This window comes from Mesorhizobium sp. LSJC269B00 (assembly GCF_000502815.1).
Lineage (GTDB): Bacteria > Pseudomonadota > Alphaproteobacteria > Rhizobiales > Rhizobiaceae > Mesorhizobium.
In genome coordinates this window covers 124,257-146,214 of record NZ_AYVN01000002.1, presented here as the reverse complement: position 1 = coordinate 146,214, position 21,958 = coordinate 124,257, and the positions used below count along the sequence as shown (strand labels likewise).

At 63.6% G+C, this 21,958-nt stretch carries 19 protein-coding genes and 3 pseudogenes; 5 read left to right on the top strand and 17 right to left on the bottom strand.

Annotated features, from left to right (window positions below; all coding sequences use genetic code 11):
- Positions 1-4: 4 nt before the first annotated feature.
- The 9 genes from X771_RS159625 to X771_RS159665 all read right to left on the bottom strand — a co-directional run bounded on the left by X771_RS159625 (position 5) and on the right by X771_RS159665 (position 7,538).
- Complete coding sequence (locus tag X771_RS159625) at positions 5-901, bottom strand: branched-chain amino acid ABC transporter permease (RefSeq protein ID WP_023686860.1); 897 nt, start codon at positions 899-901, stop codon at positions 5-7.
- Positions 898-1,614: an ABC transporter ATP-binding protein gene (locus X771_RS159630; RefSeq protein WP_023686859.1), complete on the bottom strand. Its 717-nt coding sequence runs from the start codon at positions 1,612-1,614 to the stop codon at positions 898-900. The genes X771_RS159625 and X771_RS159630 overlap by 4 nt, the downstream gene beginning before the upstream one ends.
- On the bottom strand, positions 1,607-2,344 hold the full coding sequence (locus X771_RS159635) for an ABC transporter ATP-binding protein (protein ID WP_023723345.1): 738 nt from the start codon (positions 2,342-2,344) through the stop codon (positions 1,607-1,609). Before X771_RS159635 ends, X771_RS159630 begins: the two co-directional genes overlap by 8 nt.
- A gap of 142 nt (positions 2,345-2,486) precedes the next feature.
- Entirely contained in the window at positions 2,487-3,695 is a 1,209-nt protein-coding gene (locus X771_RS159640) for an amino acid ABC transporter substrate-binding protein (RefSeq protein ID WP_031202447.1), read from the bottom strand.
- Between the two features lie 55 nt (positions 3,696-3,750).
- Positions 3,751-4,140 (bottom strand): nuclear transport factor 2 family protein, encoded by a 390-nt coding sequence (locus X771_RS159645; protein WP_023686856.1) that lies wholly within the window; start codon positions 4,138-4,140, stop codon positions 3,751-3,753.
- A gap of 17 nt (positions 4,141-4,157) precedes the next feature.
- Positions 4,158-4,952, bottom strand: a complete 795-nt coding sequence (locus X771_RS159650; protein WP_023686855.1) for a MoaF C-terminal domain-containing protein — start codon at positions 4,950-4,952, stop codon at positions 4,158-4,160.
- Between the two features lie 13 nt (positions 4,953-4,965).
- The gene (locus tag X771_RS159655) at positions 4,966-5,754 is read right to left on the bottom strand and encodes an SDR family oxidoreductase (protein ID WP_023686854.1); all 789 of its coding nucleotides are present in this window, start codon (positions 5,752-5,754) and stop codon (positions 4,966-4,968) included.
- Between the two features lie 267 nt (positions 5,755-6,021).
- Positions 6,022-6,609 (bottom strand): YceI family protein, encoded by a 588-nt coding sequence (locus X771_RS159660; RefSeq protein ID WP_023686853.1) that lies wholly within the window; start codon positions 6,607-6,609, stop codon positions 6,022-6,024.
- A 35-nt stretch (positions 6,610-6,644) separates the two neighbouring features.
- Positions 6,645-7,538, bottom strand: a complete 894-nt coding sequence (locus tag X771_RS159665) for a hypothetical protein (protein ID WP_023804477.1) — start codon at positions 7,536-7,538, stop codon at positions 6,645-6,647.
- Positions 7,539-7,744: 206 nt separating this feature from the next.
- Between X771_RS159665 and X771_RS159670 the strand changes: the two genes are divergently transcribed.
- Positions 7,745-9,247 carry an aldehyde dehydrogenase family protein gene (locus X771_RS159670; protein ID WP_156935968.1) on the top strand — a complete coding sequence of 501 codons (1,503 nt, stop codon included), beginning with the start codon at positions 7,745-7,747 and terminating at the stop codon, positions 9,245-9,247.
- A 4-nt stretch (positions 9,248-9,251) separates the two neighbouring features.
- A complete protein-coding gene (locus X771_RS159675) occupies positions 9,252-10,841 on the top strand; it encodes a GMC family oxidoreductase N-terminal domain-containing protein (protein ID WP_023686850.1) in 1,590 nt (529 codons plus the stop codon).
- A 158-nt stretch (positions 10,842-10,999) separates the two neighbouring features.
- Here X771_RS159675 and X771_RS1000000169690 read toward each other — a convergent pair.
- Positions 11,000-11,113, bottom strand: a pseudogene (locus tag X771_RS1000000169690) (peptide ABC transporter ATP-binding protein); the annotation flags it as partial.
- A gap of 4 nt (positions 11,114-11,117) precedes the next feature.
- Here X771_RS1000000169690 and X771_RS1000000169075 point away from each other — a divergent pair.
- Positions 11,118-11,371, top strand: a pseudogene (locus X771_RS1000000169075) (MBL fold metallo-hydrolase); the annotation flags it as partial.
- A 23-nt stretch (positions 11,372-11,394) separates the two neighbouring features.
- Here X771_RS1000000169075 and X771_RS159680 read toward each other — a convergent pair.
- The 7 genes from X771_RS159680 to X771_RS159710 form a co-directional block, all read right to left on the bottom strand.
- Positions 11,395-12,138 (bottom strand): ATP-binding cassette domain-containing protein, encoded by a 744-nt coding sequence (locus X771_RS159680; protein ID WP_023686849.1) that lies wholly within the window; start codon positions 12,136-12,138, stop codon positions 11,395-11,397.
- Positions 12,139-12,147: 9 nt separating this feature from the next.
- Positions 12,148-13,347, bottom strand: a complete 1,200-nt coding sequence (locus tag X771_RS159685; RefSeq protein WP_023686848.1) for an alanine racemase — start codon at positions 13,345-13,347, stop codon at positions 12,148-12,150.
- 12 nt (positions 13,348-13,359) lie between these two features.
- Positions 13,360-14,328: an ABC transporter permease gene (locus X771_RS159690; RefSeq protein ID WP_023686847.1), complete on the bottom strand. Its 969-nt coding sequence runs from the start codon at positions 14,326-14,328 to the stop codon at positions 13,360-13,362.
- A gap of 35 nt (positions 14,329-14,363) precedes the next feature.
- Positions 14,364-15,425: a substrate-binding domain-containing protein gene (locus X771_RS159695; RefSeq protein WP_023686846.1), complete on the bottom strand. Its 1,062-nt coding sequence runs from the start codon at positions 15,423-15,425 to the stop codon at positions 14,364-14,366.
- A gap of 67 nt (positions 15,426-15,492) precedes the next feature.
- On the bottom strand, positions 15,493-16,554 hold the full coding sequence (locus X771_RS159700) for a substrate-binding domain-containing protein (RefSeq protein WP_031194643.1): 1,062 nt from the start codon (positions 16,552-16,554) through the stop codon (positions 15,493-15,495).
- A gap of 31 nt (positions 16,555-16,585) precedes the next feature.
- Complete coding sequence (locus tag X771_RS159705) at positions 16,586-17,839, bottom strand: M20/M25/M40 family metallo-hydrolase (protein ID WP_023667730.1); 1,254 nt, start codon at positions 17,837-17,839, stop codon at positions 16,586-16,588.
- Positions 17,836-19,050, bottom strand: coding sequence for an ROK family transcriptional regulator (locus X771_RS159710; protein WP_023681814.1), 1,215 nt, complete (start codon positions 19,048-19,050; stop codon positions 17,836-17,838). Before X771_RS159710 ends, X771_RS159705 begins: the two co-directional genes overlap by 4 nt.
- A 1,059-nt stretch (positions 19,051-20,109) precedes the next feature.
- On the opposite strand from X771_RS159710, the gene X771_RS01000000164705 reads away from it, so the two are divergent.
- Both X771_RS01000000164705 and X771_RS1000000166360 read left to right on the top strand, forming a co-directional pair.
- Positions 20,110-21,315 carry a family 1 glycosylhydrolase gene (locus X771_RS01000000164705; protein WP_348625466.1) on the top strand — a complete coding sequence of 402 codons (1,206 nt, stop codon included), beginning with the start codon at positions 20,110-20,112 and terminating at the stop codon, positions 21,313-21,315.
- Positions 21,316-21,769: 454 nt separating this feature from the next.
- Positions 21,770-21,895, top strand: a pseudogene (locus X771_RS1000000166360) (MucR family transcriptional regulator); the annotation flags it as partial.
- Positions 21,896-21,958: the final 63 nt, after the last annotated feature.

Here is a 21,958-nt window from a genome sequence, read left to right as displayed (position 1 = left end):
ACGCTCAAGCCTTCTTGTAGGGCCGGCTGAACAGGCCTTCCGGCTTGAACATGAGCACCGCCAGGAACACGCCGTAGGCGATGGCGTTGGTCCAGCCGCCCGAGATGAAATACTGCACATAGGCTTCGATCAAACCGAGGATGATGCCGCCGGCAAGTGCGCCCGCGACATTGCCGATCCCGCCCAGCGCCAGCGCCACCAGCGCCTTGAGGCTGAAGATGAAGCCGGCGAACGGATTGAACGGGAATGTCGTCGCCACCGCGACCCCGGCCGCTCCGGCAAGCGCTATGCCGATCGCGAAGGCGATGGCGTTGACGCGGTGCGGGCTGATGCCCATCAGAGTCGCCGCCTCAATGTCCTCGGAGGCCGCGCGCACCGCCTTACCGACCAATGTCTTGCGCAGGAACAGCACCACCAGGCCGGTACCGGCGAGCGCAATCACGAAGCCCATCGAACGGGTGAAGGAGGTGCGCACGCCCAAAATCTCGATGCCGCTCGCCGTGTAGGAGGTGACGATTGCCGCGGTGTTGCCGCCCCAGATAACCGTCATCAGGTTCTGGATCAGGAACATCAGACCGACCGCGATCAAGAGCGAGATGTTGCGGTCCTCCGCTGCCGCCGCGCGGCGAAACAGGCCTTGGTAGACCAGCCAGCCGACAACGAGCCCGACGGGCACGACGATCAGCAGCGACACGAAAGGGTCGATGCCGACGCCGTAGAACAGCGCTCGTACGAAATAGGCGGACAGGATGATCATCGCGCCCTGCGCCAGAAAGATCAGCCGCATGGTGCCGAAGATGAGGCTGAGGCCCACCGCCGCAACGCCGTACATGGCGCCACCCAGCGCGCCGTTGAGCGACAGTTGCAGCAGGATTTCGGGAGGCGGAATGTTCTGCATCATTGCACCTCCAATACGCCCATATAGGCCTTCTGGATTTCGGGATCGGCGATGAGCTCGGCACCGGTGCCTTGCATGGCAAGCTCGCCGGTTTTCAGCACAAAGGCGTAGTCGGCGACCTTCAGTGCCTGATGGATATTCTGCTCGACCAAGAGGATGGTGACGCCCTGCTTGTGCAAGGTCTCGATCAGAGCGAACATCTGCTGCACCACGATCGGGCTCAGCCCCAACGACGGTTCATCGAGAATCAGCAGCGACGGGTCCGACATGGTGGCGCGCGCGATGGCCAGCATCTGCTGCTCGCCGCCGGAGAGCGAACCGGCCTTCTGCCCTGCCCGCTCCTTTAGCCGCGGAAACAGCGTGTAAGCTTTCTCCAGCGACTGCTTGAAGCGCTTCCGAACTTTGGGTTGGAAGGCGCCGAGTTCGAGGTTTTCCAGCACCGTCATCTGCCGGAACAGGCCGCGCCCTTCCGGCACATGCGCGATGCCCATCGTCGCGATCTCCTCCGGCGCCTTGCCGGCCAGCAGCGCGCCAGAGAGGAAGATCTCGCCGCGCTTCGGCTTCAGCAGACCGGAGATGGTCTTCAGCAGCGTCGTCTTTCCCGCGCCGTTGGCGCCGACAATGGCGACGATGCTGCCGGGCTCGACGTGGATCGACACGCCCCACAACGCGCCGACGTCGCCATAGGCGACTTCCACGTTGTTCACTTCAAGCAGCCGGTTCGCCAAGATAGGCCTCTATCACTTTGCGGTTGGCAACGATCTCGCGCGGCGTGCCGTCGGCGATCTTCTCGCCATGGTCCAGCACGATTACCCGGCTGCACACCTTCATGATGGCATCGACCTTGTGCTCTACCCACAGGATCGAGACCCCCTTGTCTGTGCGCACGCGGCGAATGACATCGACCATGCGCTGGATCTCGGTCGGATTCAGCCCCGCCATCGGCTCGTCCAGCAACAGCAGCCCCGGGCGGGAGGCAACGGCTCGCGCGATCTCCAGCAGTCGCCGGTCCGACAGCGTCATGTGTGCAGTGCGGATATCGCGCTTGCCAGTCAGCCCGACCAGTTCAAGGGCCTCCTCGGCGGCTGCCGTCGCATGCTTGACCCGGCCGCCGGAGCCATAGACGGCGCCAACCATGACGTTCTCGAAGGCGGTCATGGTCAGGAACGTGCGCACCAGCTGGAAAGTGCGGGCAATGCCGAGCCGACAGATTCGATGCGGGGCCGTGCCGGTGATGTCCTCGCCACGGAAGCGGATACGGCCCTGGGTTGGGGTGTAGAGCGCGGTAATTACGTTGAACAGTGTCGACTTGCCGGCGCCGTTGGGACCGATCAGGCCGATCAGCTCATTGGGTCCGACGGCGATGTCGATGTTGTTGAGCACGACAAGCCCGCCGAACCGCTTCTGGATTGCCTCGAGGCGAAGCAAGGTTTCGTCAGGCTGCATCGTGTGTTTCCGTTTCTCCAGGGGAAGCTGTCCATGCAATCTGTCGAGGTCAGCGCCGCCCTCGTCGCCCCGCGACCCTTCTCCCCGCGTAGGACGGGGGAGAAGGGGCAGGCGGCAATGTCGGAGCCCGTGCCCTCGCCGCTCAGCGCTTGTCCCAGGCCGGGGCCGGCTTGTAGGTCCAGTTGCCATTAGGGAAGATTAGCTGGTGCTTGCCTTGCCACCATTGCGTGGCAACGCTGGGGATCAGGGCAAAGCCTGTCTGGTCGAATTTGAGATCGCCGACGACGGTGTCCTTGAATTCCTGGTTGAAGATCACGTCATGCAGCGCGGCGGCATCGGTGGTTCCCGCCTTTTCGATCGCCTGCGCCAGCACCTGCGCATTAGCGTAGAAGGCGCCGACTGTGACGGAGTCCTTCTTGAATTCGGCCTCGTAGCGATCTCCGAGTTCCTTGGCGCCTCGATAGGGATAGCTCGACGACCAGAAACCGTCAGTCATGATGTAGTCTGAATCCGCTCCGAGCGCTTCGTGGAACTCGCCCGTCCAGGTGCCCTTCCAGCCATGCAGATAGGGCACGGAGAAGCCGAGCTCCTTCATCTGGCGCAGCAGCGTCACGGTGTCGGCCGGCGAGCCGAACACCAGCATGGCGTCGACGTTGGCGGCCTTGAGCTTGGTGATCAGTGCCGAGTAGTCGGTGGCCCCGATCGCCCAGGGATCGTCCACGGCGAAAGTGTAACCATATTTCTTCGCAGCCGCCTCGAAGGCGCCGCCAAAGCCCTTGCCGTCGGGCGAATCCTCGGTGACAAGAGCCGGGTTCTTCGGCTTCTCATTGGCCGGCAGCTTGTTCCAGATCTCGAACGGCACTTCGGCGCCCGGCCCCGGGTGGAAGAAGAAGAGGGCCGAATATTTGAGCTTCAACGGCTGCCACTCGAACGGGAACGCCGTCGTGATCATGTAGAACTTCTTGTATTTCTCGGCGACGATGGCGCCGGCGATGTTCATCGGCCCGGAATGGGTCGATAGCAGCGCGTCGACCTTCTGCACCTTGATCAGGTTTTCCAGCGCCGAGGCGACCTTGCCTTCCGAGCTTTCGTCGTCGGCGACGACGAGGCGCACCGGCAGCTTCTTGCCGGCCGACATGAGCATGATGCCGCCAGCCTTGTTGATATCGGCCACCGCTTGCTCATAGGCCCATTTCTGCTCCTTGCCGTCGCCGGCCAGCGGCCCGGTCAAGGAGATCGGCGCGCCGATGACGATCTCATCGCCGGCGGCATTCGCGACCCCTGTGACGCCGGCCGCAAGTGCGGTCGCCAGCACCAGGCCCGCCAGAATTGCCTTCAGATTTTTTCCCATTGCATCCTCCCAGGTTGTTTCATCGGCCAGACGCATCGGCGCCCGCCCGCATGCCTCAGACCGTCGCTGCCGCGACCAGTCTGGTGTCGGTGAATTGCTCGAAACTCACGGCTTTACCGTCGTCCATCTCCCAGACATGGACGACGCGCGCGGACATTGGCTTGCCGGTCTTCCTGTAGGTGCCCGAATAGGTGCCGATGCCGACGATTGTGGCGCCGCCATCGACCAGTCTTTCGAGCTTCAGCGCGTAGCCGTCCCACTCCTCGCCGATGCGCTTGAAGACCCCCGCTATGATGGCGTCGGGGCCGACATAGGTGCCGGCATAGGGGAAGCCCGCCATTTCGGTCCAGGCGGTGCGGCTGGTGATCGGCGCCATCATCGCGGCCAAATCCTTGGCATCGGAGCCGGCGTAATGAGCCTTGATAGCTTCGTAGTTCTTGTTCATCGCGTTCTCCCGCACGGTCAGACCGGCGCCTTGCCTTCGTCATAGACGGTTCTGGATTTCTTCTCGATGTGAGCGCCTGCCGGCTTGTTCTCGACCTTGCCCAGGCTGGTCACGCCGAGGAATTTCCCGGTCGAGCGCATGACGTCCCAATTGTAGAAGAACAGCGAGGCGACCGGGATGATGAACTCGCGAAAGCCGAACACATATTGGTTGTCTGCAAACTTCCAGGTGGTCGCGAGGTCGACGTCGCCATGGCCACGCTGGATGCCGACGAGGTTCTGCCAGCCATAACGCTCGGAGCTCAGATAGATGTGCTCGTAGACGTGGTTGGGGCTGTAGGTGTAGTGCGCGGTGAGCCCGACCAGGTCCCGGCTCGGCGCCGGCTTGATACCGGTCGGCGCCTTGCCGGGATCCCCGAGTACGCCGGCCGACCAGGTCTGCGCGACGAGCGGCTCGCCGGGCGCTTCGCCTTCTTCACGCACCCGTTCGCGCACCGACAGCACCCGGCGCGTGCTGGTGTTCACGACGTAGGCCTCATCCTCGGTCGGCCGGGCGGCGAAAGTCATGTTGATGAAGAACACGTTAGCGGCGACTTCGAGCGCCTCGTACCAGTCCGCCCCCGCCTCGCTACCCTCGCTCCACGCCACCGTGTCGGCCGACGTGAAGGCAAGGTCGATTGTGCGCCCGGTGTCCAGCGTGATCTTGAAGGTCTGGCCGCGCAACGCTGACGTCGTCGCCAGCCGGTTGGTGGCGATGCCGGCGGCGAAATCATCGAAATGCTTCCAGTCCGCCGGCCTGTTCTGGTCCTTCATCGCACTCTCCCAATCAATCGACAAAAGCTAATGTCGGCAGGTCGACGACGGTAGCGCCGCCGTCGACGGTCAGGATCGAACCGTTCATCATGGCCGCCTCGCTCGAAGCGACGAAGCAGATAACGTTGGAAACCTCTTCCGGTGTCGCCGGACGGCCGAGCGGCACATCCTTGGTCACCAGACGGTAGGCCTCGTCGGTCGAGCCAAGTCCGTGTTTCTCGACGATCAGCGCCATCTGCTCGTCGGCCATGTCGGTTGAGACCCAGCCCGGGCAGATGATATTGGTGCGCACGCCCTTGCGGCCATAGTCGCGCGCCAACGATTTGCCGAAGCCGATGCAGGCATGCTTCATGGTGACGTAGCCGGCAGCGTCCGGGCCGGCAAACAGCCCGGCGATCGAGGCAACGACGACGATGTTGCCCTTCCGCGCGATCAGGTCCGGCAGGCATTCGCGGGCGCAAACGAAAGCGGTGTCGAGATTGGTGCGCGTCGCCAGGCTCCAGGTTTCGTCGCTCATCGAAATCGTCGGGCCGACACCATGGCCGCCGGCATTGGCGACGAGGATATCGACCGGTCCGATTTTTTCATGCACTTCGGCAAGCGCTGCACGCACCGCCTTCGGATCGGCGGCATCGCCCTGCACCACCAGACCGCCAATATCCCTGGTGACGGCCTCCAGCGGCTCGCGCCGCCGGCCCATCAGCACCACCTTGGCGCCGTCCGCCGCCATGCGCCTTGCGACCGCGGCACCAATGCCGGTGCCGCCGCCGGTGATGAAAGCCGTCTTTCCGGAAAATCGCATGGTTCCATCCCGATTGGTGCTGTGCCGGCTATGCGCCGATCTTCGCTGGGCATAGTGCGGCATCAGCCGTTTCGCGTCTTGTCCAAGCGGGAACTTTGTTTTGACTGAGCGCGCACTTCGCGCCTCGTCCGTTGAAGCCGCGCGACCTCTCGGCCGCGCGGCAGCCGCCACCCCCGCAAGAGCAATTCCAGGAAAGTGTGAAGCGGTTTTCCCGGGGAAAGTGCGTAGCGCTTCCCCTGGGGAATTGCGCCAAACAAAGAAAGCAGCCTATTTCTTCACCGCTTCGAGATCGATGACGATGTCGACATCCGGGCCGAGGCCGAAGCCGGCGGCAGCCTTGGCCATCGGGAAGTCCGCGGTGCTGACTTTTCCCGTGGCGGTGAACGCTGCCTTGGTCAGCGTCGCATCCCACGGCGCCGGCGCCTCATTGACCAGCGTCACGTCGAGCGTGATCTCCTTGGACACACCGCTGATGGTGAGATTGCCCGTGACCTTGCCGGTCTTGTCGCTGACCTTCTCGACCTTGCTGCTCTCGAACGAAATCGCCGGGAATTCGGCGGCGTTGAAGAAGTCCGGGCCTTTCAGGTCGCTGTCGCGCTGGTCATAGGCGGTGTGCACCGAGCCGACGTCGAGCTCGGCCTTTACGCTGCTCTTCGACGGATCGGCCTTGTCCATGACGATGGCGCCCTTCACGGCATCGAACTGGCCATGCGCGATGCCATAGATGCCGTGCTTGATGGTGAAGGTAACCCAGGCGTGCTGGCCATCGATCTCGTAGTTTTCGGCGTGCGCGGCCGATGCGAACGCGCACGTCGAGGCAAAGGCCAGCGCGGCCGTCAGTTTTCCTATTGTCACGTATCTCTCCCCATTGTTGGTTGTCATCTCTTGGCTCAGGAAAAGCCAAGCGCGGCTCCGTGCGGCGCCCGAACGATCGCCGTCAGGATGGCCAGCATCGCCGGGATGGCGATCAGCAGACCGGCAACCAGCGGCCGCAACGGCCTGATGCCGGGAACAAGGCGCCGCAGCGGACCGGGCACCAGGGCAGCCACGATCAGCGGCAAGGGCGAAAGCACCAGCGCGACCGGATTGGCCTTAGGCGCCAGCAGCGCCATCTGGATCAGCACCGTGGCCGCGGCGTAGACGAGGATCATCTCGGCGCCCTTGCTCCAGGCGGCCGCCGTGCCGCCGCGCAGGACCGCGATGTACTGGACGAGGCACCAGCCGCCGGCGAGCGCGGCCAGCGATCCCAGCAACTGCCCGGTGACGATCGACGCGCCAAGCACCGAGATGATGGCGCCGGCCAGGCACATGGCGAGCATGGCCGCGGGTGCCAGGAACGGATCCTCCACCGGCGGGGACGGCAAAGCCTTCAGGGACAGCAGCATCGCGACGCCGACGGTTGCGAGAAGGCCGGTGACGAGGGCTGCGATCATCTGAGGATCGAGCGAACCGCCGGCAAGGCGGCGCCAGCCGAGCCACAACAGCGCCGCCGCAAGGGCCGCGGCGACCAGCACGCCCGGGGTGCTCAACAGGCGCTCGGGCAACAGCCCGATGAGAATAGCGGCAACAGCGAGATAGATCAGCTTCTGGCTGGCGGCGACGGGCGGCACGACCGGCGGGCCAAGCGTGTCCCAGTAGAAGAACAGCAGCAACGCCGCCCAGATTAACGAGAGCGCCAGCGAGGATGCCGGCAGCGCAAATCGTTCCAGCAACGCCATCGCCATGCCGAGCACAAGCGGCAGCGCCGCCGTGGTGACCATCGGATTGCCCAGCAATGCGCTCAATGGCCGACACCCCTCCGGCATCGGCGGCCGTGCAAAACGTGCGGCCCGATGCAGCTCTGATCTTGGCCGGCCAGTCGCGCTGCGTCTTGTCCGAGCGGGAACTTTGTTTTGACTGAGAGCGCACTCGCGCTTCCGGCGGCTTGAAGCCGGCTGGCACGCTCCCTAACCCTCTGCGCACTGTGTCCGTCAGCATCGAGGAGGATGGCATGAACGAGAGAATGGTGCCGCCGATCAGCCCAGCCGCCGCCGCGTTCCTTGCGCGTTCGCACCGGCCCTTCATCAATGGCCGCTTTGTTGACGGCCTTGCCGGTAACGACCTCCCCGTCGACGACTCCGCCTCCGGCGAGATCGTCGCCCACGTTCCCGAGAGCGGCCCCGAACTGGTCGACCAGGCGGTGCGCGCTGCGCGTGCCGCCCTTGAAGGCCCCTGGGCGTCGATGCCGCCGGTCGATCGCCAGAACCTGATGCTGAAACTCGCCGACGCGGTCGAGGCCGACGCCGACCTTCTGGCCGAGATCGAAAGCATCGAGAACGGCAAGTCGCTCGGCGTCGCCCGTATGCTCAGCGCCGGCGGCACCGTCGACTGGCTGCGCTACTATGCCGGCTGGGCGACCAAGATCGAGGGCTCGACCTTCCAGGTGTCCATCCCCGTGCCGCCGGGCGCCAGACACCAGGCGATGACGGTGATGGAGCCGGTCGGCGTCGTCGGCGCCATAGTGCCGTGGAATTTCCCGCTGCTGATCGGAATGTGGAAGATCGCGCCGGCGCTCGCTTGCGGCTGCACCGTGGTGCTGAAGCCGCCGCAGGAAACGCCACTAGGCCTGCTCAGGCTCGCCGAACTGATCGAAGCCGTTGGCTTCCCGCCGGGCGTCGTCAACATCGTCACTGGCAGCGGCAGCGTCACCGGCGAAGCGCTGATCCGCCATCCCGGCATCGACAAGCTGACCTTCACCGGCTCGACGGAAGTCGGCAAACGCGTCGGCCATGCGGCGGTCGACCGTGTCGCCCGCTTCACGCTGGAGCTCGGCTCGAAATCGCCGATGATCCTGCTTGCCGACATGGAGGAAGGCATCGAGCCGCTGGTCGCCGGGCTTGGCATGTTCTTCAACCAGGGCCAGGTCTGCACCTCGGCTTCGCGGCTCTTGATCGAGAAATCGATCTACGACCGCACGCTGGCAAGGCTGGCCGAAATCGCCGACGGCATGACGCTGGGCGCCGGCCGCGATGCCGAAGCGCAAATCAATCCGCTGGTCTCGGCCAAGCACCGGAAAAGCGTCGAGGGCTTCGTCGAACGCGGGCTCGCCGCCGGCGGCGAGCGGGTCAGCGGTGCGCGGCCGGTGCCGGCCAGGGGGCATTACGTGGCACCGACCATCCTGCACAATGTCCGCCCCGACATGGAGATCGTGCGCGAGGAGGTGTTCGGGCCGGTGGTGGCGGCAATGCCAGTCGCCGACCTCGACGAGGCGATCCGCATCGCCAACGACACGCGCTATGGTCTCTCAGCCTCGATCTGGACCCGCGACCTGGGCAAGGCGATGACCGCCATCCACAGCCTAAAGGCCGGCACCGTGTGGGTCAATTCGCACAACACGCTCGACCCCGCCGCACCGTTCGGCGGCTTCAAGCAGTCCGGCATCGGCCGCGAACATGGCCGCGCCGCGATCGAAGGCTATCTCGAGACCAAGACCGTCATCATGCGCTACGCCTGACACGATGAGCGCCGAATACGACTACATCATCGCCGGCGCCGGATCGGCCGGCTGCACGCTGGCCAACCGGCTGGTCGGATCAGGCAAGCGCGTGCTCCTCGTCGAGGCCGGGCCGGCCGACAACACCAGGCTCATCGACATGCCCGCCACCTTCGCCAAGGTGATCGGCACGGCGCGCAGCTGGATCTACGAATCCGAGCCGGAACCGAGCGTCGGCGGACGCCGGCTGCCGGTGCCGCAGGGCCGCACACTGGGCGGCGGCTCTTCGATCAATGCCATGCTCTATGTCAGGGGCCAGCCGCAGGATTATGATGGCTGGCGCGACCTCGGCTGCCCCGGCTGGGGCTGGGACGAGGTGCTGCCGGTGTTCCGGCGGCTTGAGCGCAACGAGCGCCTCGCCGGCGAACGCCACGGCACCGAGGGACCGCTCCCGGTCTCCGATCCGCGCTACCGCCATCCGTTGTCCATGGCCTATGTCAAGGCGGCGCAACAGGCCGGCTTCCGCTACAATGACGACTTCAACGGCGCCGGGCAGGAGGGCGTCGGCTTCTACCAGACGACTACATCGAATGGCGAACGCCAGTCGGCGGCAAAAGTGTTCCTCAAGCCGCTGGCCGGCAATACCAATCTCACCGTCGTCACCGATGCGCTGGTCACCGGCGTGACGCTGGAAAACGGCGCGGCGAGCGGCGTTGCCTACACCACTTCGGATGGCCGGAACCACGCGGCGACGGCAAAGGCCGAGGTGATCCTCACCTCGGGCGCGCTGGCAACGCCGAAATTGATGATGCTGTCGGGACTGGGACCCGCCGAACATCTGGCCGGGCTTGGCATTCCGGTCATCCGCGACATGCCTTCGGTCGGCCGCGACCTGCAGGACCATGTCGCCGCCCCCGTCTATGCGCTGACGCGCCAGCCGATCTCGCTGCTCGGCGAGGACCGTGGCCTGCGGGCGCTGCGCCACGGCATACAGTACATGCTGTTCCGCAGCGGCCTGCTCACCTCCAACGTCGTCGAAAGCGGCGGCTTCTTCGACACCGATGGCGATGGCCGGCCCGACATCCAGTTCCACGTCCTGCCGGTGATGATCGAAAGCGCCGAGCACGGCTCGATCGATCGCCACGGCATGGAGCTCAACCCTTGTGTGCTCAGGCCGAACTCGCGCGGCATGGTCAGGCTGCGGTCGCGCGGCGCGGCCGACCCGATCCGCTTCACCACCGGCTTTCTGACCGATCCCGGCGACCTTGCCCTGCTGCTCGCCGGCATGAAGATCGCCCGCACCATCCTGCGTCAGCCGGCCTTGCAGGCGGTGATCGCGGAGGAGCTGTCGCCGGGCGGGGCCGCCGACCTTTCCGATCAGTCCATAACAGACCACATCCTCGAACACGCCAAGACGGTTTATCACCCCTGCGGCACCTGCCGGATGGGCACCGATGACCAGGCGGTGGTCGACCCGCAATTGCGCGTGCGCGGCGTGCCGCGCCTACGCATCTGCGACGCCTCGATCATGCCGCGTCTCATCAGCGGCAACACCAACGCGCCGGTGATCATGATCGCCGATCGGTGCGCCGATTTCATCCTCGGCAGCGCTTAGCGAGAAACGGGCAGCCCAGAGAAATCCAGGCTGTTTTGAGACGGTGTATCTGTCCAGCGCATGCAGCGACTTTGTCGCGACCGAAACCGGACAGCTTGACGCCGCCGGGCGGCACGGTGATGTCGGCGCCGCCATACATTGCATAGGTCCTATCAAATCGAGACTGGGATAGCGATGCCAACGCGCTGCTGTTGGCCGCCAGAAAGCTGGTGCGGATACGCCTGGAGAAATTCAGGCGATGCAGGCAGCTTCACCAGACGCAGCAGTTCCAGCAGCATCCATGACGGCGCCGAAGTCGCGCCCGGCTTCCAGATCATCGCTGCGCCGGCCACACGCCCGGCCACTCGGTCTACCTCGCAAACTACGGCAAGGAACAGCGCATGATTTCGGGCGACACGATGTATGTGCCAGCGCTGCTGGCGCCGCATCCGGAGTGGCAAGGCAGCTACGACCAGGACGGGCCGATGGCGATCACCACGCGGCACAAGCTGATCGATCGCGTGATCGCCGACCACATCCGGATCTCGGGCGGGGGCTCTCAGAGAGGTTCCTGCTATTGCTGCTGCAGGCCGGTGATCATGGCAATGATCTCGTTCTTATCGGTCTTCGCGGTCTCGCGAATTCCAATCTGCTTGCCACGCCTGAGAACACAGATGCGGTCGGAGAGCTTGAAGACCTGGTCGAGGCTGTGGCTGATGATCAGGATGCCGACATTGCGCTGCTTCAGCGACTGGACGATAGCCTCCACCCGGGCGGTTTCGGCAACGCCCAGCGCCGCCGTCGGCTCATCCAGCAGGATCAGCTTGCTTGCCCAATGCGTGGCGCGCGCGATCGCAACGCCCTGGCGCTGGCCGCCGGAGAGATCGCGGATAGTGGCGTGGGCGGAGGGGATGCGCACGTCCAGTTCCTTCACCAGTTTCTCGGTCTCGTCGATCATGCGGCGGCGGTCGAGCAAACCGAGGCGGTTCAGCGGCTCGCGGCCGAGGAACATGTTCATGTAGACCGTCTGCTGGTCGGCCAGCGCCAGGTCCTGGTAGACGACCTCGATGCCGTGCGCGCGCCCCATGGTGGCATTCGACATCGTCACCGGTTTTCCTTCGATGACGATGGTGCCGGACGAGGGCGGGTGGACGCCCGAGACGATCTTGACCAGCGTCGACTTTCCGGCGCCGTTGTCGCCGACGAGTGCAACGATCTCGCCCGGGAAAACCTCGAGCGAAAAACTCTCGATCGCGGTGATGCCGCCGAAATTCTTGCGAATGTCGTGCAGCTGAAGGATGGGCGCGCTCACCGTCATGTGTTTCTCCTAGACTGGCCAGGCATAGGGTTCACCGAAGCCGTTCTCGATGGTTTCCACTTTCGGATTGTCCGTCGAAATGCCCGACACGCCGACAATATGGGCGCGGGTGACGAAGGCCTGGCCACGGAAGCCGAACACGGCGCTGTCGCCAGGCTTCGGCGCGTTCGCGCCGGCGGCATCGATCATGGCGTAATAGTCGATCGCAGAGGGCGGCGGCACCTCGACGCTGCGCAGTGCCGAGCCTGCCGTCGTCGGTTCAGCCGAGACGATCGCCTTGACGTCGTAGTCGGGGAAGATCGGATCGATGTAGAAGCCGCCGCCAAGGCAATAGGCCTTGCCGCCGGAGAGATGCGAGACCTCGGTGAGATAGAGCACCGCCGGCAGCTCCGGCAAATCTTCCATGACATGCAGCGCGGTGGTGCCATGTAGTCCATTGCCGGGCTCGCACTGCGTCGCGCCGGCCTCGGCGAGTGCCGCCAGCATGACGCTCGACGTGGTGCCCGGCGCGTTGATCTCAATGTCCTTGCGGCCTGCCTTGGCCAGCGCTTCCGCAGCTTTCGCGAGCGTCGCCAGATTGGGGGTCGGCAGCACTTTTCGCGAAGCATGGTCGAACAGCAGAGCAGGGAAAGTGGTGATGCCGGCGAAACGGCCGCCTTCGACGGCATCCAGCCGGTCGGCGACATCGACAATGTCGGCGGCATTGAAACCGCCTTCATGGCCGCGATAGAAGATATCGCCTTCGGCGGCGATGCGGGCCAGCAGGTCCTGCACATAGCCGGCCGCCTTGGCGCCTGTTGCCGCTTCCCCAGCCTTGGTAGCGTTGAACACGGTCCAGTAGTCCGGCTTGAAGGTTTTCGCCGCAGCCGCCGCTTCGAATTTTGCGACCTGCTGGAGATGGCCGAGATGGCCAAGCTTCATGCCTGCCTTGTGGGTGGCGCGGGCGCAAGCCATGTCGACGGCGACCGCGCGGTCAATGCCGCCGCGCATCACAGCCCGGCAGAACGACGAGGAGCGGCCGACCTGCTTGGTCATGGCGAAGATCTTCAGGCCGTTGCGGTTGGCCTCGCTCTTGAGAACCCGCGCATTGGCCTCAACCGTGTCGAGATCGAGCACATAAGCATTGGCCGGCAGCTTACCTTGCTGGTGCAACCGGATAGCTGATTCGATGAAGGCGGGGTTGCGGCGGCGCAAAATGTCGAGAAACATGGATGGCTTCCTTCAGCGGTTCTTTTCGCGCAGCGACACGGCGACTGCGGTCAGGATGATGAGGCCGCGCACGATCATCTGGTCGGAGACCGACAGGCCCATCAGGATCAGGCCGTTGTTGAGCATGCCCATCATCAACGAGCCGACCAGCGCGCCGACCACGGAGCCCTTGCCGCCATTGAGCAGCGTGCCGCCGACGATGACGGCGGCGATGACCGTCATCAGGTCGGTTTCGCCGAGAGTATATTTCGCCGCCTGCAGGCGACCGGCATAGAGCAAGCCGGCAAGACCGGCGAGCCCGCCGCTGATGGTCAGCACGGCGAGCCTGATCCTGGGCACGCTGATGCCCGATACGCTTGCGGCGCGGGCATTGTCGCCGGTCGCCAGCACATGCGCGCCGAAACGGGTTTCGCGGAACACCAGGTGGCCGATGGCCACGGCAATCACCGACCACCAGACGAGTGAGGGGACACCGAGCAGCGAGCCGGAACCGAAGAAGCCGGTGAACGCTTCGTTGGTCACCGAGATCGAGCGAAGGTCTGTCATCGAACGCGAAACGCCGGCGAACAGGCCGAGCGTCGCCAGCGTCACCAGGAAGGAGGGCAGCCTGACATACGCCACCAGCACGCCGTTGATGACGCCGATCAGCAGGCCGGCGCCGAGGCCGGCGACTATCCCTGCCGGCATGCCGTACGCGTTGATGGTGACGGCGGCTGCAAGGGCCGCCACCGCCACGATCGAGCCGATCGACAAATCTATTTCGCCGGCCGACATGACGAAGACCAGGCCGATGGCCATGATCGTCACCGGCGTCGTCTGCAACACGATGTTCGATAAGTTTCGGACGGTGAGGAAGCCGCTGTCCCTCAGCACAATGGCGAAGAACAGGAAGATCGCCAGGAAACCGAGGTAGACGACATATTGCTGCAGATTGAAGCGGCTGGCGAAGCTGCTACCGGCGCTGGTGTTGGCACTGGACATTTTATTCCTCCGGTGGTGAGCGCTTCGCCTCGAGCCTATTTCACCGCGTCCGCGATAGCCGCCGGTACGTCCCTGTTGAGGGACTTCTTCCAACCGTCCTTCACCGTGTCCTTGGTGACGGCGATGGAATCTACGGCATAGAATGGTTCGGCCTTCTTGCCGACCAGAGAAACTGCCGAGGCGCGCGCCAGCGTCACGCCAATGCTGTAGGCCTCGTCGGCGACGAGGGCCGCGATGTTGCCGCCCTTGACCATGTCGAGCGCGGCAGGCTCATTGAGGTCGAGCGTGACAATCTTGGTGTGCGTGTTGCCGGCACCGCGCAAGGCCGAAAGCACGCTCAGCGCCGGTTCGGCCCAGGTGACATAGATGCCGTCCAGGTCCGGATGCTGGGTGATCATCGCCTGGGCGATGTCTTCGCTGCGCGCCGGGTCGGCCATGCCGGCCTCGGCCTCGATCTTCATATCGGGATAGTCCTGCTCGATGGTCTTCTTGAAGGCCTGGTCGCGCTGGTTGGTGACGTAGAAGTCGGCATCGTGGAAGATGTAGCCGACCTTGCCTTTCTTGCCGAGCGCCTCGGCCATGGCGATGCCGGCCTTGTTGCCCATCTGAAAGAGATCGTCGGAGACGATGGTGACATAGTCCCTGCCCTGCTTGTAGCCGGCCGGGGAATTGTCGACGAAGCCGAGCTTGACGCCGGCCTGTCGTGCCGGATCGTAGACCGAAGCTGCAGTCGCCGGATCGACGGGAAGCGACAGGATGATCGACGGCTTTTTGGCCATCACCGTCTCGATATCGGCCTTCTGTCGCGCGGCGTCGAAACCGGCATCGGTCTGCGCCACCACCTCGATGCCGAGGCGCTTGAATTCGTCATGGGCGCCGGCATTGACGGCGTTGGTGTATTCGCTCATCTCGTGCCAGACGAGGGCGGCGGTGAACTTGCCGTCCTTGATCTGCTGCTCTTCGGCTGGCGTCAGCGTAAGACTGCTCGCCGGCACCGGCTTTTCACCATTCGGTCCTGTGGTGACGCCTTCGGCGGCGAAGGCGTGCATGGCTAGCAGGCTCGCCACCGTCGTTATGATTGCAGATGCTATGCGCATGTCCCGATTCCCCTTTTTGTTGTCGAAGAAAAGCTCCGGTGCGGCGGGCCGCGCCGGAGCGAGAGCCTTACTTGAACGCGTCGAGCACCGGCTGCGGCGCGTCGCGGTTGAGCGAGTCCTTCCAGCCCTGCGCGACATTCTCCTTGGTGACGGTCAGGGCCGGGGCGACGACGAAGGCTGGTGTCGGCTGGCCAAGCAGCGACTTCATGCCGGAAGCAGCCATGGCGCGGCCGAGTTCATAGGCCTTGTCGGCGACGAGGGCTGCGACATTGCCGCCCTTGACCATGTCGAGCGCGACCGGCTCGGCGAGGTCGAGCGTGACGATCTTGGTCCTGGCGTTGCCGGCGCCGCGTAGCGCCGACAGCACGCCGTCGGCCGGCTCGGCCCAGGTCACGTAGATGCCGTCGAGATCGGGATGTTGCAAAAGCATCGCGTTGGCCAGTTCCTCGGCGCGGGCCGGGTCGGATATGCCCTGTTCGGCGACGATCTTGATGTCGGGATAGACCTTCTCGATGGTGGTCTTGAAGGCTTGGTCGCGCTGGTTGGTGACGTAGTAGGCAGCGTCGTGGAAAATGTAGCCGACCTTGCCCTTGCCGCCGATCGCCTTGGCCATCGCGTCCGCAGCCTGCTTGCCCATCTGGAATAGATCGTCAGTCACGATCGAAGCGTAGTCGGTGCCCTGCTTGTAGTCCTTGGGCAAGTTGGACAGGAACACCAGCTTGGTGCCGTCCTTGACCGCCTGGCGGAAGGCTTCTGCCGAGGTGACCGGGTCGAGCGGCAGCGCCAAGATGACGTTGGGCTTGGCGGCCAACGCCGTCTCGATGTCGCTGCGCTGGCGGGCGGAGTCGAACTGGGCATCCGTTTTGACCGCAATGGTGATACCGGCGCGGGCGAATTCGTCGGTGGCGCCGGCGGTTACCGCATTGGTGAAATCGGACGAGGTGTGCCAGAGCAAGGCAGCCTTGTAGCCCTTGTCCTTGAGCGCGGCGATGTCGGCATCGCTTAGGATCACGTCGGCGCTCGGCGTGGCGCTCTCGCCCTGCGGGCCGACCGTCTGTGCGAAAGCTGGGTTGGCGGCAAGCATCAATCCGCCGGCAAAGGCGGCGGCGATCAGTGTCTTCATCGGCATGTCAGTTCTCCCATTTTGCTTCGTTGGTGGTTCAGTCGGCCACGCCGCAATAGCGGGCCATGAAGGCGGCGAAGCCGACTATGCCGGCGAAATATTCCTCGACATCCACGTGCTCCTCGAATGTGTGGCAATTCCTGATGTCGCCGGGCGCGCAATAGACGGCAGGAATACCGAGCTGATTGATGATGAAGGGGGACTCCGACCAGAACGGTGCGCCCTCGATGACGCCGCGTCCGCTCATTGCGCCGGCCATCGCGTCGGACAGCATGGCGACTTCCGCCCGCGTTTCGCCGATCTCGGCAGCGGTGCCGCCCAGCCTGTGGTCGCGGCCGGCGGGGTAGGCGAACTCTACCGAAATATCCGGATCGGTGATCGCGCCGCGCACGGCAGCCTCGATCTCGGCGGCGGCGGTGTCGAGGTCTTCGCCAGGCAACAGCTTACGGATCAGCGAGAGCGTGCAGCGCTCGGGAACGGCAATGTAGCCGCCGCCGGCAAGCCCGGTGATAAGCAGGAAGCCGCGCCCGACCAGTTTGTGCTCGGCGCGCGCGGCGACCTCATCCGAATGCTTCCAAAGCGCCGTCATCGCGGCATGGCTTGCACGGAGCGCATCCTTGCCGAGTTCTGGCACACCGAAATAGGCGGATTTGCCGGTAATCGAGATATCGGTGATGAAGAAGCCGATCTGCGCCGCATAAACGGCCAGGCGGGTCGGCTCGACATAGACGCTGAAATCGGGTGCTGTGACCTCGCCGGTCTCGATGCGTCCGACGAAGTGCTTGATCCCGGCGGAAATGCCGGTGCCGGGCTGGCCGCTCTCCTCGTCGCCGATAAAAGCGAAGGCGACGTCGCCCTTGAGGCGAACGCCTGCCTTGTCGAGTAGCGCGAGTGCCGCCAGCGAAGCAGTGATGCCGGCCTTGAGGTCGCCTGAGCCGCGGCCCCAGACAGCACCATCAATGATCGGGGCGGCGAACGGATCCTCACGCTCGGTGCCTGCCCAATGCTCGCGCCAGCCGTCGACATGGACGGTGTCGGTATGGCCCATGAACAGCAGGCGCTTTCCCTGGTCGGCCCCCTTGCGCTCGCCCCAGATGTTGGGCCGCCCGGGAAGAAATTCCGTCCTGGTCAGGCCGCTGAGGTCAAGGTCGCGCATCCTGGCTTCTAGGAAGTCGACGAAGTTGGCTTCGTTGCCGGTGATGCTCTCTCGGCCGATGGCGCGGCGAAACAGCGTTAGTGCGTCGTCGCGGTCGAGCGCTGCCTGCAGGCGGGCGGTAATATCGTGAGTCATATCGCGGCCTCCTTCAGGGCGGCGGCCTGGGCAGGCGGCAGCGAAATCCGGCCATCAGGCGCGTCGACGCCGAACAGCGTGTTGTGCAACTGGCCAAGGCCGATTGCCGCCGCGCCAATGAGGGCTGCGCGTGCGCCGAGTTCGCTCGCCTCGACCCTGACCGGATAGGGGAAGCATAGCGGCAGAAGCGCCTGCACCCTGGACAGGATTTCGGGCCGCAACCCAATCGAGCCGCCGAGGATAAACTTTTCTGGATTGGCGATTGCCGCGATTGCCGCAACGCCTTGCGCCAGATGGCGGGCAGTTTCGTCGAGCACGGTGAGCGCGTCCTTGTCGCCAAGCGCGGCATTCTCGAATATTGCCGGCACCGAGACCTGCCTGCCGGTGAGAGCGTGGTAGCGATCGGTCATGGCGTGGGTGGCCACCGCGCGTTCGAATGCGCCGGTGCGCAGTGATTCCTCGGTGAAGGGATCGGCCCCGATCGGCATGAAACCGATCTCGCCGGCGGCGTGCCCAGCACCCCGCACCAGATGGCCGCCCAGCATCAGCCCGCTGCCGATGCCGGTGCCGAGCGCGATGTAGGCGAGATTGTCGATGCCCTGGCCTTGGCCGAGCCAGTTCTCGCCAAGCACCGCGAGATTGACGTCGTTCTCGATCATCACCGCGACGCCGAGCGCTTCTTCGAAGGCATCCAGCACATTCATTGTGTCGAAGCCGGCAATGTTCGGCGCCATTAAAATGCGGCCGGTGGCCGGGTCAGGAGCGCCAGGCGCGCCGATGACGGCCAGGCGTATCTTCTTGCGCGCGACGTGCTGTCTGGCCGCGGCATCGAAGGCCAGCGCTGCAATCTGATCGACGACGAACTGGCCGCCGCGCGGGTCGGTCGGTGTGGCGGCTTCGGCAAAGATCTGGCAGGCAAGGTCCGTCAGCGCGACCCGCACCTTGGTGCCGCCAAGGTCGACGGCGATGATATAGGCTGCGTCGTGGACCAGTTCGTAGGTGACGGCGGTGCGCCCGACATGGCCGCTGGTGCGGCCGGTTTCCTGGACCCAGCCCTCCTGCTCGAGCCCGCGCATGATTTCGGAGATGGTCTGCTTCGACAGGCCCGTCAGCTTGGCGATCGAGGCGCGGGAGATCGGCCCGCCCTGGACGATCGCTTCCATCACGGAGCGCTGTGAGAACTGACGGGATATGCGCGGCAGGTCAGTCACATTGAACTCCCGTTAATTCGTTCTATGACCGAACTTATTATTCGGAACTGGACCTGTCAATGTATGTTCGCGAGCGGCCGTTTTTGCGCACGCGAACATTGATCCGGAGGCAGGATTCAGGCGCGGTGCTGCCGTTCGGCAGAAGATAAATGCGGTCAGGGAGTGGCTGGATCAGCTTCTTGAATCAATTGGGCGAACAGCTTCGCAGCGCATTGACAAATAACGATCATGCTAGTCTCTGAGGGGCACTGTTTTCTACAGGAGATCAATACAGCGGATGGTTCGCCGGTCCATATCTCTCGTATTCTCTCGTATGGGTCTGTCGAACCATGGGACGATGAACGAGACCAACTATTGGCTTCGAGAATATCGGTGATGTACCGCGGGTCTGCGTCCCAGTGAATGGCTCAAATGGGGCCGGCAGCGGAACGTCCGTTTGCAGTTTGCAAACGTGGATAACTACCATACCGCCTTAACTCGCAAAGACCCGTTTGACGCCAACTGGGCTGGCCCGAAGCCGACCTCTCCGTCCAGCATAGTCCGATCATATTCGGCGCAAGCTGCTCGCTTGAACCGTGGGATAGAATTCCGCCAATCTCGACCCGCCTATGCCTGGGTGGCCCCTGCTCACAATCACGAGCGTAGCGCCATCTTTCCGAATGGCCGGGTGAGGCTGGAGAAATCGCCGCTGAACCTTCTCGACCAGCCATTCTCCGGCTTTGGCAAAAAGCCGGTTCGAAGGCTTTTCCGCCATGTGCCGTTGCCTTTCGCAACGAACGGTCAACCGACTGTGAATAGCACTTGCAGGCACGTGGTTGTCAGGCGCCCACCGAACTTGACAAGCAGTCTTGCAGGAACTGCGTCGAGCACTGAACGTTTGACCAAGCGCGGGCATCTCCGCCTTGGCTAAGGACCATCAATGTTCACGTTCATGTTTGCCACCGGCATCGAGAACAGCACCCCCACCATTCGACAAGGCCGGGAGCGCGTCGACGAAATGGAAAATGCCGCTTCTACGAACGATGGCGCACCGACTTCGAACTGGTCCAGGATCTCGGGGTGCATTTCCTCCGCTACGGACCTCCCATCCACAAAACATGGCTGGGTGACGGACGTTATGATTGGGCATTCGCCGATGAGACCTTCGCGGACCTGAAGGCGAAAGACATTCTTCCGATCGTCGACCTTTGCCATTTTGGCGTGCCGGACTGGATTGGCAACTTCCAGAACCCGGACTTTCCGACACTATTCGAGCACTACGCCAGGGATTTCGCGATGCGCTATCCGTGGATCCAGCTCTTCACCCCAATAAATGAGATGTTCATCTGCGCCACCTTTTCGGCCCGCTGGGGATGGTGGAACGAACAACTGAGCAGCGACACTGCTTTCGTCACCGCCCTCAAGCACATCGTGAAGGCGAACGTGCTTGCCATGCGGGCGATTCTCGAGGTGCGGCCGGACGCCATCTTCATTCAGAGCGAATCCTCGGAATACTTCCACGCCGATTCTCCCGAGGCGGTCGGCAGAGCGGAACGGTTCAACAGCGAGCGTTTCCTGTCGCTTGACCTCAACTACGGTCATGACGTCGACGCGCACACCTATCGCTATCTTCTCGAAAACGGGATGACGGCCGAAGAATACAGTTTCTTCCTGGAAAGCCATCTGCGCAGGCATTGCGTGATGGGCACCGACTATTACCAGACCAACGAACATCGGGTTTGGGCAGACGGAACGACGTCCGGGTCCGGCGAGGTGTTTGGCTATGACGAGATCACGCGGCAGTACTTCAACCGCTACCGGCTTCCCGTAATGCATACGGAGACCAACATCAGCGAAGGCCCCAATGGAGACGAGGCCGTCTATTGGCTGTGGAAAGAGTGGGCCAACGTGCTGCGGATCCGCAACGATGGCATCCCCATCGTAGGCTTCACCTGGTACTCGCTGACGGATCAGGTGGACTGGGACAGTGCGCTTCGGGAGAACAACGGACGGATCAATCCGCTCGGCCTCTATGACCTCGACCGAAATCCGAGGGCGGTGGGGCGCGCTTTCAAGGCGCTGATCGCGAACTGGAACAAGCTGTTGGCCACACAAAGTGTCTGCCTTGCTTTGCCGGTCTTTCTTCCCTCACAGCAAGACGATGCCATTGTTCGCGCGCAACAGGATTATGCGCGCAGCCTGCTGAGCGTGGATCGGGTCGCTGAAGGCTGGACTGAACCACTTGCTGCTCCCCAGAAAGAGGTCGAACCCGATGCGCCTGGATAACAAGACTGCATTGTAACCGGTGCTGCAAGCGGCATTGGACTGGCCATCGCCATGCGGTTGGGCACCGAAGGTGCACGGGTGAGCCGACGTGGGTGGAGGCAAGGTCGAGAAGGCGCGCATCGGTTCGACAAGGGGCGCGCCGGGGAGGCCGCTATCACGGTGCTGTCGACTTGCGCTCACGCGTTCGGCAGGTTGGTAATAATCGTCAACAACGCGCCGGCCTGATAATCTTTAACCATTGAGGCATTCACTAGAGCGGGCTGGCTGAAGGTGCTGAGCGTCGACCTGCTGGGAGCAATTTATTTCGCCGGAAAGGCATTCGCTCATATGACATCTGGGGGGCGTCATCGTAAAACATATTGAGTGTGCGCGGTCGAGACGAGCTCCGCATGTCGAGCTATACGCCGCGGCAAAGGCCACCCTCCTGTCTCTAACCGAGACCCGACGCAGTTCGCACCTTGGCCGACTGGGCATGAATCCGGACGATTACCGAACCAAATGGAACCTGCCTCGCAATTACCCGATGGTGGCACCCAACTATTCGGGAAGCGTTCCGCATATCGCCTCTAACACCCAGTAGCGGACAGCTCTCGCCTGAGGCGTCAGTCGTCGTTGAAGCGCTCCGGCATCGCATTCGAGGCCA